This is a genomic window from Oleidesulfovibrio vietnamensis, from assembly GCF_055388115.1.
Genome location: NZ_AP042419.1, coordinates 3,237,100 through 3,249,020, shown reverse-complemented (window position 1 = coordinate 3,249,020; position 11,921 = coordinate 3,237,100). Strand labels below are relative to the sequence as shown.

The window sequence follows — 11,921 nt, the reverse complement described above, 5'->3', positions numbered from 1 at the left end:
CCGGGCCTTATGGCTTGCAGTCGCGATTGTTATTACAGGCACGGGCTTGATGCATCCTGCACATGCTGCATCCCGCAACACGGAAAATCAGCAGAATACCCACAATGCCACATCACCCGCCGCGGGGAAGGAGACTCCCCGCGAGAACACAGGGCCGGTCATCAGGCTGGATAAAATTGTCGTCAGTGCAACCCGTACAGAGCACAGCGCTTTTGAAGCTCCGGCATCGGTAGTGACGATGGACAAGGAGGCCATTGAGCGCCAGCAGGCAACCTCATTGCGTGACATCCTTGAAGGTGTGCCGAACCTTGAATTTTCAGATCCTACCAATCCGTTCATTCAGAAACCATCGCTGCGCGGACTCGAGCCCGATCAGACGATTTTCAAAATTGACGGGGCACGCCAGAACTATACTTCGCAATCCGGTATAGGGCATGCTCCCGCAGTAACCGACCCGGACATGCTGAAACAGGTAGAAGTGCTTCGTGGTCCGTCATCGGCATTACATGGCAGCGGTGGCATAGGCGGCGTGATTTCCATGCGTACTAAAGATGCGTCCGACCTGCTTGAACCAGGCAGTTCATTCGGCGGAAAGGTCAAAACAGGGTACATGTCCGCCACGCATCAAAGCATGAATTCGCTCTCTTTATACGGCCGGCATGGTATTTTTGATGTACTTGCCCACGGAGTGTACCGCGATTTCGGCGATACGCAGACAACCAATCCTTCGCCAAGCAAAGACACCAGTTACAAGACAGGCTACTCCCGCAGCAGCCTGCTCAAACTGTCCGCCTTTCCGGATGACAGCCAGTATCTTTCGCTGGCGTATTCATACAACGACGGGCGCTTTGACTCTACACGGGCACACAGCACATTTACCGAACAGGAACACAAACTTGTCGGCAACTACGAAATCGCACTGCCAGATAGCCCGTGGCTCGATCTTAAGCTGACTACACAAACAGCCTGGCGCGATAACGAGTACATGAACGATGCTCCCCGCGAGCTTAAAGACGAATACCGTTCCGTCGGCGGAAGTCTTCAAAACACTTCGCGTTTTGAACTTTTCGGAATGACCAGCAATGCTCTGACATACGGTGTGGATTACTACCGTGAAAACCAGCAGGGCACGGATTTCGGCCTTGCCGACCCTTCGCGTCCCAAGGCAAGCGCAGACGATCTCGGGCTGTTCATTCAGAACGAAATGGTATTGTTTGACCGGCTTACCCTGATTCCGGCCATGCGCTATACATCGTATTCCCGATCTTCAGATTCCGACATTGCTGAAGATCAGAGCGAAGAACGTGTAACCCCGAAGCTCACTGCAGTCGTTAAAATTGCACCATGGCTAAATGTGTTCGGCACATATGCCGAATCATATCGCCCCCCCTCGATGGATGAAATCTACTTTGCCATGGACAACACCATGCCATGGGGCACTATCCGCGTGCTGCCCAACCCCGACCTGAAGCCGGAGTCAGCTCAGACATGGGAATTCGGGGCATCGTTCGGTTTTGACAGTGTATTCGCTGATGCCGACCCGTTAAGGTTCAAGGCAGTTTACTTTCGCGAAGACATAAAAAATCTGATTGAAGCGCAGATGGTAAAAGACTTTTCGTCAGCGCCGTTTGACGAGCTGCACTACCAGAGCGTCAACGTAAGTAAAGCAGAAAGGTTCGGCTATGAACTGGAGCTTGAATACGGCATAGGTGCATTGTCTCTTGCAGCCTCTTACGGAAAAACCATCGGGCACGATAAAGAAACCCGTGAACGGGTAGGCGGCAGTCCGGAAAAGCTCAGCCTGCGGGTAGGTTACCTGCTAGCCTCATATGATCTGGACCTTTTTTGGAAGTCACGTTTTGTAAGCACGCACAAATACTATAACGTATTTGAAAACAAGGAAATGACCAGAAACCCTTACGCAGTTCACGGGGTAGGGTTTGCATGGACTCCCCGAGGTGGAAATCTTGAGGGCTTCCGCCTTGATTTTGGCGTCGATAACCTCTTTGACAGCCGTTACACAAACTCGGACGGCGCCTACGAAGTTGGCCAAAATATAAAGATGGCAGTCTCCTATAGCTTTTAGGGACCGTCAGACCGTTTGCCACATGTCCGGCTCCGCCCTGCGGAGCCGGACCCTCTGGAGTTTTTATGGAATCAGCGAACATGTCTGCACTGATGCCTGATGCCGCAGTGCGGACTGTCTGCGCGTTGCTTGTCTGCCTATGGATACTGCCCGTGCCCGGGGCTTTTGCCCGGACAGAAAACGTAATCGAAACCCACGCGCTGACCATAGCTGGCGATCCGGCAATGCCTCAGGGCTTCAGCCATTTTCATTATGTGAACCCCGATGCCCCTAAAGGAGGGACTCTGCGGTTGTATGCCACGGGCACATTTGACAGCACGAATCCTTTCACCCCCAAAGGCAAGCTGCCTGCAGGTTTCAGCTTGCTGTATGACAGTCTGACAACAGCAGCACATGACGAGCCTGATACCCAGTATTGCCTGGTGGCAGAACGTATCCGGTATCCGGAAGACCGTTCATGGATTGAGTTTGATATCAATCCGGCGGCCCGTTTTCAGGACGGCAGCCACATAACGGCAGAAGATGTTGTTTTTTCATACAATGCGACCATGAATAACATGGGAAATATTCTGCAGCGCTTTTTTTCGGATATCACGATGGCTCAGGCTGTGAACAGATTGACAGTGCGCTACGAATTTGCCCCCGGTGCCAGCCGTGAGATTCCTCTGTATATCGGCAGTCTGCCCATATACCCAAAAGCGTTCTGGCAGCATCGTGATCTAAGCAGAACAGCTCTGGAAAAAGTTGTGGGCAGCGGGCCTTATAGAATGGATTCATACAGGCAGGGGCGCGAAGTAATTTACAAAAGAGTTGATGGTTACTGGGCGGAGAATCTACCTGTATGCAAGGGACGATACAATTTTGACACGATTAGGTACGAGTACTACCGCGATGCCACCGTTGCACTGGAAGCATTCAGAGCGGGCCATTATGACATACGCGAAGAACACTCGGCCAAGAACTGGCATACATTATACAAAGGCCCTGCATTTGATCGGGGAGAAATAATATGCGAGCGGTTGCCACATGACAACGCTCTAGGAATTCAGGGTTTTTTCTTTAATACACGAAGACCTATGTTTTCAGATGTCCGTGTACGCAGGGCCATCATGCTGGCGATGGATTTTGAGTGGATCAACCGGCAATTCTTCTGGAATGAGTATATCCGCACTACCAGTTATTTTACCAACACAGATCTGGCCTGTACCGGCCTTCCTCGGGGGCGCGAGCTGGATTTGCTTGAACCCTTCCGCCACAGGCTGCCTCGGGAAGTTTTTGATACCCCGCATGTATTCCCTGTTTCCGATGCTGACGGTTTCAACCGGACAAACTTGCTAAAAGCAGCGGCCCTGCTTGATGATGCGGGGTACCGCATACAAAACGGTATCCGCGTTAATACAGCCACGGGGCGTCCTCTGCGGTTTCAGCTTCTTACAGATTCTGCATCGGTACGCCGTCTGGCGCTTCCTTTTGCCGCCAATCTTCGACGTCTGGGCATTGAGCTGAATATCTTTACGGCCGATACCCCTACCTTTGTGCGCAAATCAACAACCTTTGATTTCGATATGATTTCAACTGCATTCGGTCACGGAACATATCCCGGACGCGAACTTATATTTTACTGGCACTCCTCTACAAAAAACATGGAAGGCAGCCGCAATGTGGCGGGGGTTGATGACCCGGTTGTCGATGCGCTGATACAGACCATCATCGGGGCGAAGGACCGGGAATATCTGCAGGCCGCATGCAGAGCGCTGGACAGAGTTCTGTTGTGGGGGGAGTACGTTGTCCCTCTCGGAGCTTCGAACGTGCATCGGGTGGCTTACCGGAAAGGGCTTAAACGACCTGATGCAGGCAGGTATTCGTTTGCAGATATAAATGCCTGGTGGGATGAAAAGCAGGAAGCCTCGCAGGGGGCAGCGCAATGAGTACATATATTTTTAAAAGGCTGGCTCTGGTTATTCCGACGTTGTTCGCTATCCTGACAGTGAATTTTTTTGTTATTCAGTTATGCCCGGGGGGGCCTGTGGAGCAAATGATTGCACGTATTCAGGGAGAGGAGCGATCTGTTTTGGAACGTGCGGGCGGGTCTTCTCAGGATGAAATAAAAGTCGTGCAAAGCTCTCTGGACAACATGGGAGGATACAGACCCGGGGCCCATGCCGACCCCGAGCTGGTTGAGCGTATACGCAGATATTACGGTTTTGATAAACCGCTTTTGGAGCGGTACTGGGCCATGCTGCGCGATTTTTCCGTATTCCGCTTCGGGGAAAGCTTTTATCAGGACAAAACCATACTGGAACTGGTGAGGGAAAAAATGCCGGTTTCTGTTTCTCTCGGGTTGTGGACCACTTTGATTTCGTATGTTGTTTCTATCCCTCTCGGTATCCGCAGGGCTGTAAAAGCCGGTTTTTCATTTGACGCATGGGCCGGATTTGTTGTTGTGGCAGCCGGCGCAGTTCCCACATTCCTGTTTGCCATTCTGCTGGTCATTCTTTTTGCCGGAGGCAGCTACTGGAGCGTATTTCCTCTCAGCGGCCTGACCTCACCGGATTTTGAATCCATGTCTGCCATCGGAAAAATGGCAGACTACCTGTGGCATATGGCTCTTCCTGTTTTTTCTCTGGTCATCGGCGGCTTCGCAGGCATGACTCAGCTGACACGCAACTGCTTTCTCGATGAAATCAGAAAGCAGTATGTGGCAACGGCTCGCGCCAAAGGTCTTACAGAGCGACGGGTACTGTACGGGCATGTTTTTCGTAATGCCATGCTCATTTTCATTGCCGGTTTTCCCGGTGCTTTTCTGGGATTGTTCTTTACCGGCTCGCTGCTTGTCGAGGTGATTTTCTCTCTGGACGGGTTGGGGCTTATGGGGTTTGAAGCAACTATGCAGCGAGACTATCCGCTGATGTTTGCAACACTTTACCTGTCGACCCTTCTTGGTCTGGTAGTCAAAATTCTCAGTGACCTGACGTATGTTCTGGTCGACCCGCGAATCGATTTCCGCTCATTACAAAAATAAGAGAATACCATGTCTATATTGCAAGGCGTGAACGCCCGCCGCTGGAAAGTCTTTTGTTCTAACCGCCGCGGGTACTTTTCTTTGCTTCTTTTTTTGTTTTTTTTCGCTATCAGCCTGAGTGCGGAAGTTATTGCCAACGACCGCCCCCTGTTACTTATGTACAAGGGACAACTGTATTTTCCCGTAGTCAGCGAGTACCCGGAAACAACATTTGGCGGAGAATTTGAAACTCCGCCCGACTATCATGACCCGGCACTGCAACACCGTCTGCAGGGGAACGGCTGGATGATATGGCCTCCGGTAAAATATTCGTACAGCACTGTATCACGCTGCGCCGAAGTTCCGTTTCCCGCACCGCCTTCTGGCTCGCACTGGCTGGGCACCGATGACAGCGGACGCGATGTATTGGCCAGGCTCCTCTACGGGTTCAGGCTTTCAGTCGTTTTCGGCCTTCTGCTCGCCTCTTTCAGTTCTATCGCCGGCATTTGCTTCGGAGCAGTCTTGGGCTATCACGGCGGGTGGCTTGATATGGCCGGGCAGCGTTTTATGGAAATATGGGGCGGAATGCCGGTAACCTACCTGCTTATTATTCTGGCAAGTTTTGTAGAACCTACCTTCTGGATGCTGCTGGGAATCATGTTGCTTTTCAGCTGGATGGGGCTTGTGGACGTCGTCCGCGCCGAGTTTCTGAAAGGTCGGAAACATGATTATGTACGGTCTGCCCGCGCGCTGGGGGTTTCAAACTCCCGGATAATGTTCCGCCATATTTTGCCTAACGCACTGGTAGCCACAATATCCTTCCTGCCATTTATCCTGAACGGGTCCATAACAACGCTTACCTCTCTCGACTTTCTGGGATTCGGTATGCCTCCGGACTCTCCCGCGCTGGGAGAGCTTCTTTCGCAAGGTAAAACCAATATTCAGGCCCCATGGATCGGACTATCTGCGTTCGCAGTGCTTGGTGGCTTGCTGATGCTGTTGGTATTCATCGGAGAAGCCGCCCGCGATGCCTTTGATCCGAATTCGTAAAAATACATGATCCGGTAAACAAGCTTGTGGTTCACCGATGGACACCTTCGGACCTCGGAAGCGTATTGAGCTGCGGCTGAACCGCCGGTAACCACAGGCCTGGCGTTCATCCGGAATGGCGCGGATATGATGAAGCAGTTCTTCGTCCTGCTCCTTTCTATATCGGGGAGTTTGAACCGGAGGAGTACCACCAAGGCGTTCTGCCAAACGCCAACGCGAGACTTCCGGGGATTCGGCAACCCGCTTCATAGCGAACCGTCCTTGAAAGGCAACGGTGGACGCGGGATCAGTTTTTCTCGCGGGCCATGGATGGCGTCCCTAAGGATTTCCGCTTTCATTGTCTTCCCGCCAAGAAGCCGTTTCAGGTCCCGGATACGCTTTTTCAGGGTTTTTGCCTCAGCAGCACTCACCACGTGGTCACCGGCCTGAATGGCCGCCTTTCCGCCGCCGCTCATGAGCTTTCTCCAGCGGAAAATCTGATTCGGAGCGATGTCGTATTTGCGGGTTGCAAAAGAGACGCTCATACCGGGCAGGAAGGATTCCTCAACGACCGGGAACTGCTTGGCAATGGTCCACCGGCGACGTCGGACCACGTTCACGACCTCGAGAGTGGAACTTGAACTAGCACTCAGTCTGGGCATGCCTCTGGCTCTACCTCTTGGGTTGGCCGAGGTGTCCGGTCTGATCGGGGGCTGCTCCGGAAAATTATTTCCAAAAGGCAGTTCGATAAGCGCACTTAATTTCAAAAGTACGTTGAGAGTATTCTTAAGGACAAGTTTCAGAGCGGTTGTTCAGGGTTGGTTTTCAGGTATCTGTATCTCCTCATCGCGTTGATTTCAGCGTCTCCGGTCTGGTATTTTGCCGGAAAAGCATGTTTTTTTTACTTCAATATGACATTTTGATATGAAGGGTTGTATCCGAAGGAGGGATGCCGGTGACATACACGGGAACATGTCTGTGCGGAACCGTGGCGTTTGAGGTCGAAGGGGAGTTTGAAAAATTTTACCTGTGTCACTGCGAGCGATGCAGGAAAGACTCAGGCTCCGCGCATGCTGCCAATTTATTTTCTTCTACGGCTGAATTGCGATGGCTGGAAGGGGAAGAACATGTGCGGACATTTGATCTGGACGGACACATCAAAAGCTTCTGCAGCCGTTGCGGGTCTGCGTTACCGAATATTCAGATGGGCGGAACGCTGCTGGTGGTGCCTGCGGGCAGTCTGGACTGTGATGTTCCCATACGGCCCGATGGTCATATTTTTTATGCGGACAAGGCAAATTGGGACACGGCACTGGAAAATGTAGCTGTTTTTGACAGGCTTCCGGAAGAGCCTGACAGTTGAATGCCGGTGAAAGCCGTGCAGCGTACAGCTGCGGTGGTGACTGATCTGTCTCGATGCTTGTCGGAAGGCAGCGGCGTGCATATGACCGTGTGATGCTGAAAACAGCGTATGCCGGCCGCAGTTGTTTATGCCGCCCCGCGGCTGCACATGTACGTTGGCTGTCGTGTGCCGACTACAGGGTACCGTGGCGGGTACGTTTTTCTGCAAATTTTATTGAAGAAACGTTGACGTAAATTTACCGCAAAAGATATGGTTGCTGCCTGTGTGTACTATGTTTGTATTGTGAACAAACTGTAACGACAGGAGAAAATTCACATGAAGGTACGAGCTCAGATTCCCGGTGTGAAGAATGCCACAAATTTTAATGTGGTTGCAGACAGCAAAACGCTCGTGGGCAGCACGCTTGAAAATTTGAAGGCAGCCATTGCAGGGGAAACCGCTGCATACACGAAGTACATGACGTTTGCCAAAGCAGCCAGAGAACAGGGCTATGAACAGGCAGCCCGTCTTTTTGAAGCCACTGCGGCGGCGGAGCTGATCCATATTGATCTGGAATACACTTTGGTAGCACAAATGGATCCGGATTATGAAAAGCCCGCCGTTCAGGCTCCCGCCTCCTACTCCTGCGATCTTAATCTTATCTCCGGCGCCAACGGCGAGATATATGAAACTTCTGACATGTATCCGGCATTTATAAAAAAGGCGCAGGAAGAGGGCAATAACAAGGCCGTTGCCGTGTTTACGCGGGCAAAGCTTGCAGAAGCCGTACATGCGGAACTCTATCTTGGTGCGTACAACGATCTTGACGCCCCGGACGACGACAGGTTTCACCTGTGCCCTGTGTGCGGATACATCCACAAAGGGGAAGACTTCGAGAAGTGTCCCATCTGCTTCCGCCTCAAAGATTCTTTTACCGCATACTAGATAGTCTGTGCGACTGTTTTCCGGCCGGAAGATGCAGTGATTCTGCCGGTCTTACGGGCCGCCACGCTCCGGTTTGATTGCCGGATCAGCGTGGCGGCGCAGTATATTACAGACCTGTATGAATCTGCCGCATGGCCGTACTCCCCCCATTTCTAGGGAGCCTGAAAAGTAGAGGCTACGCTACCTTGGTCAGGCCCCCTAGAAATGGGGGGGATTACCATCTGCCGCATGGCGGTCTGATATGGCCGTCTGACATGGCCGGATATCACAGCGCGCCCGTAACACGGGCGCGCTGTGTGTTTCAGCGAAGATAAGGGCGCAATAATGAGAAAAAGCGCTCCGCCGCCGCCTGCACTGTGGAGTCATTGACAATGACGGCGCAATCTTTGCCGGTGCCGCAGTCCGCCAGCAGGCAGTTGTGCTGCAGGCGTCTGCGAATCTGCGCTTCAGTCTCGCGCCCCCGCTGTGCAAGGCGTTCTGCAATCAGACTTTCGGGTGCCGTCACAAGCACGGGATGCATGGCGGGGTACCGCAGCAGTGCGGCTTCCAGATAGCCTCGCGAACCGTTGACGACCACGGCGTGTCCCTGTGCCAGCCATCCGTCGATTTCTATGCCTATGCCGTAGTGCAGACCGTGGCTTTGCCAGTGCAGGGCAAACTGACCTGCATGACGCATGGCGTCGAATTTTTGGGGATGAAGCGGCATGTGGCGTTCACCGCCGGCTGATGCAGGCCGTGTGATGTACCGCCGTGCAAAGAGAACTCCGGCGCATTCCGTGCGGCTGCGCACGGCATCCAGCACGGTATCCTTGCCCGCGCCGGAAGGCCCCATGACATAAAACAGCGGGCCGGTCACTGTACATTCTCCTGTGTGCTGCCCAGTGCCACGCGGGCGCGTTCGGTAAACGGCGAGCTGCGGTCAGGCTGAAAGCATACGGTGACTTCGTGCACGGGCACGGCATCTGCCAGATACGCATGCAGCAATGCTTCAAGCCTGTTTTTGTATTCCGGCCGCAGGCGCGTTTCCACGGCATCGGTCAGCGTCATGTGAAAGCGGTATTCCTCAAGCACAAACGGATAGCCGAACCGGCGCAGCAGACGCTCCTGCCGTCCGGAAAGTCCTTTGCGCATGTGGCGTTCAAGGTCGTGGCGCGAAAGAGGCGCCCGCAGGTGGTCAAGCCTGCGTACACAGTCGGCGGCCAGTTTGTGCAGTGCGGGCGAAACTGCCGTGGGAGTAAGGGCCAGAAAATTGCCGAAATAGCTTACGGCAAGGCCGGAAAGGGCGAAGGGGCTGTGTTCTCGGCATATGGTTGCGGTCTCGCGCAGCAGGTCTTTTTCGGTGACTTCCGGCGCCAGTTCGAAAGGAGCCTTGAGCGTGGCGTGAAAGCCGTATTTTTTGGGTGCACCGGTCAGAGAGGCGTGCTCCGGAACGGAAAACCCGAGCGGCGGGCGGGGCGGTTTTCTGTGCGGGTCGTCGGGTGTTCTGCCCAGCCAGTCCGTGCCCAGAGCTTCCAGCCGCGAGCGGCGCGGCGGCAGGTAATAGATGGCATAACGTGCGGTCATGGTGTGTCTCCGGCGTTTATCCCTGTGCAATTCAGTCGGGCGGTTGCGGCCTGCCGTCTACAGCAGGCGGTTGCCGCCCCGCCATACCGTGCGCACCACGGGCACATCGTCCACCAGCTTCACCCGGACAATATCCGCGCGTTTGCCGGTTGCTATCTCGCCTCTGTCGTGCAGGCTGAGCAGACGAGCGGGGTTGGCCGTCACCGTGGCCAGCGCCTCATGCAGCGGTATGCCGACCTGCTGATGCAGCATGAAGGCGCCGTGCAGCAGGCTTGCAGGAACATAGTCGGAAGAAAGGATGTCCAGCAGGCCCTGTGCCGCCAGTTCGCGTGCGGATATGTTACCGGAATGTGACCCGCCGCGCACCACATTGGGAGCGCCCATGACAATACCCAGCCCCAGCTCGCGAGCTTTGGCCGCGGCTGCGGCCGTGGTGGGAAATTCCGATATGGTTATGCCTTCGCGCACGGCCTCGGCCACATGTTCTTCGGTGGTATCGTCGTGGCTGGCCACGGGTATGCCCCGTCTGTGGCACATGGCCAGAATCACGGAGCGGTTGACGGCGGCGTTGCGTTCCTGCTCGCCTTTCAGTTTTTCCACCAGTCCGGAAAACTGCTCGTCGGTCCAGTCTTCCTGTTTGTAGTATTCGCGGTACTTGGCGTAGTCGCAGAACTGCCGCTGTCCGGGAGTGTGGTCCATCAGCGAGACAAGCCGCAGGATAGCCTCATCCGCATACGGTTCAAACATTTCCATGACATAGGGGTCGCATATTTCGCAACGCAGATGCATCTGATGATCGGCCCGCAGAATATTTTTGCTGCGGGCGTCCCGTATGGCCGCCACCGACATGGACAGCAGGGTGTGCCGCATTTTGCCTTCATTCAGCTGGCCGCAGCATATGGAGTCGAGCACCGTGGTTATGCCGGAACCGACAACCTGTGTGTCGTGCGCTACCAGTGCGGCAAGCGCCGAAGGCCACAGCACGCCCGGACGGGGCTGAAACTGGGTTTCCAGATGGTCGGTGTGCATTTCAATAAGCCCGGGGATGATATAGTCGCCTTCAACGTCGCGTACCATGCTGCCGCCGCAGCTGCATCCCCCTCCGTTGCGGACGGTGCCCTCTTCCACGGCGGCAATGGTTTCGCCCCTGGTGACAACGGTGCCGTATATGGTTCCCTGCGGGGTGACCACATTGGCGTTGGTGAATATGACTTCTCCGGTCATGCCGCCATCTCCATGGTCTGCATGTCAAAAACACGGTCGGCCACGGCACCGCGCACGTCGTCATCATGAAAGATGCCTACAACGGCGGTTCCGCGTGCCTTTGCCTCATGTATCAGCTCTGTCACTATCTGCTTGTTGGCGCCGTCCAGCGATGCCGTGGGCTCGTCCAGCAGCAGCACGGGGTAGGGCACGGCAAATCCCCGTGCGATGTTCACGCGCTGCTGTTCGCCGCCGGAAAACGTGGCGGGTGCGATGTCCCACAGTCTGCGCGGAATATTCATGCGCTCCAGCAGTTCGGCTGCCTGTTTCCGGGCTTCTGCCGTATGGCCCGTCACTTCTTTGCGGGCGGCCGCCACTATATCCAGTGCGGTAACGCGCGGAATGACGCGCAGAAACTGGCTGACATAGCCTATGGTGTATTTGCGGATTTCCAGCACCTTGCGCGGCGGGGCCGGGACAATATCCACCATGGTGCCGCGGTGCAGCACGCTGATGGAGCCGGCTGTGGGTTTGTAGTTTGCATACAGCGAGCGCAGCAGGGTGGATTTGCCCGCACCGGACCGGCCGGAAAGCGCCACGCACTCTCCGGCCCGCACCTGAAGTGAAAGATTGTTGAAGACAGCGATGTGTGTTCCTCCCTGATTATGCAGGGTGAATGTTTTGCACACGTTCTGCACGTCCAGCATTACAGTCATGAATCAGTTCCTGTGAATGATGTGAAAAGGGTTGCG

10 protein-coding genes and 1 pseudogene are annotated in these 11,921 nt (G+C 54.4%); 6 read left to right on the top strand and 5 right to left on the bottom strand.

The annotated features are described in order from the left end of the window. Window positions 1-49 precede the first annotated feature (49 nt). From ACZ5D1_RS14570 to ACZ5D1_RS14555, 4 genes are all read left to right on the top strand, one after another. Window positions 50-2,086 carry a TonB-dependent hemoglobin/transferrin/lactoferrin family receptor gene (locus ACZ5D1_RS14570; RefSeq protein WP_027182265.1) on the top strand — a complete coding sequence of 679 codons (2,037 nt, stop codon included), beginning with the start codon at window positions 50-52 and terminating at the stop codon, window positions 2,084-2,086. A 65-nt stretch (window positions 2,087-2,151) separates the two neighbouring features. Beyond that, window positions 2,152-4,014, top strand: coding sequence for an extracellular solute-binding protein (locus ACZ5D1_RS14565; RefSeq protein WP_464555255.1), 1,863 nt, complete (start codon window positions 2,152-2,154; stop codon window positions 4,012-4,014). Further along, window positions 4,011-5,108, top strand: a complete 1,098-nt coding sequence (locus ACZ5D1_RS14560; protein ID WP_027182267.1) for a microcin C ABC transporter permease YejB — start codon at window positions 4,011-4,013, stop codon at window positions 5,106-5,108. Before ACZ5D1_RS14565 ends, ACZ5D1_RS14560 begins: the two co-directional genes overlap by 4 nt. Window positions 5,109-5,117: 9 nt before the next feature. Next, complete coding sequence (locus ACZ5D1_RS14555) at window positions 5,118-6,137, top strand: ABC transporter permease (RefSeq protein WP_464555253.1); 1,020 nt, start codon at window positions 5,118-5,120, stop codon at window positions 6,135-6,137. 5 nt (window positions 6,138-6,142) lie between these two features. Here ACZ5D1_RS14555 and ACZ5D1_RS14550 read toward each other — a convergent pair. Continuing rightward, window positions 6,143-6,778, bottom strand: a pseudogene (locus tag ACZ5D1_RS14550) (transposase); the annotation flags it as partial. A gap of 287 nt (window positions 6,779-7,065) precedes the next feature. Here ACZ5D1_RS14550 and ACZ5D1_RS14545 point away from each other — a divergent pair. Beyond that, window positions 7,066-7,479 (top strand): GFA family protein, encoded by a 414-nt coding sequence (locus ACZ5D1_RS14545; protein WP_234703590.1) that lies wholly within the window; start codon window positions 7,066-7,068, stop codon window positions 7,477-7,479. A 315-nt stretch (window positions 7,480-7,794) separates the two neighbouring features. Continuing rightward, window positions 7,795-8,403: a nigerythrin gene (gene ngr / locus ACZ5D1_RS14540; protein WP_464555251.1), complete on the top strand. Its 609-nt coding sequence runs from the start codon at window positions 7,795-7,797 to the stop codon at window positions 8,401-8,403. A gap of 301 nt (window positions 8,404-8,704) precedes the next feature. Here ngr and phnN read toward each other — a convergent pair whose 3' ends face one another. Genes phnN through phnL form a run of 4 tightly spaced genes read right to left on the bottom strand, consistent with a single transcriptional unit; the run spans window position 8,705 to window position 11,885 of the window. Beyond that, complete coding sequence (gene phnN / locus ACZ5D1_RS14535; protein WP_464555250.1) at window positions 8,705-9,259, bottom strand: phosphonate metabolism protein/1,5-bisphosphokinase (PRPP-forming) PhnN; 555 nt, start codon at window positions 9,257-9,259, stop codon at window positions 8,705-8,707. Beyond that, entirely contained in the window at window positions 9,256-9,966 is a 711-nt protein-coding gene (locus ACZ5D1_RS14530) for a DUF1045 domain-containing protein (RefSeq protein WP_464555249.1), read from the bottom strand. The genes phnN and ACZ5D1_RS14530 overlap by 4 nt, the downstream gene beginning before the upstream one ends. Window positions 9,967-10,023: 57 nt before the next feature. Further along, window positions 10,024-11,190 carry an alpha-D-ribose 1-methylphosphonate 5-triphosphate diphosphatase gene (locus ACZ5D1_RS14525; RefSeq protein WP_464555247.1) on the bottom strand — a complete coding sequence of 389 codons (1,167 nt, stop codon included), beginning with the start codon at window positions 11,188-11,190 and terminating at the stop codon, window positions 10,024-10,026. Continuing rightward, entirely contained in the window at window positions 11,187-11,885 is a 699-nt protein-coding gene (phnL, locus tag ACZ5D1_RS14520) for a phosphonate C-P lyase system protein PhnL (protein ID WP_011369059.1), read from the bottom strand. Before phnL ends, ACZ5D1_RS14525 begins: the two co-directional genes overlap by 4 nt. Window positions 11,886-11,921 lie beyond the last annotated feature (36 nt).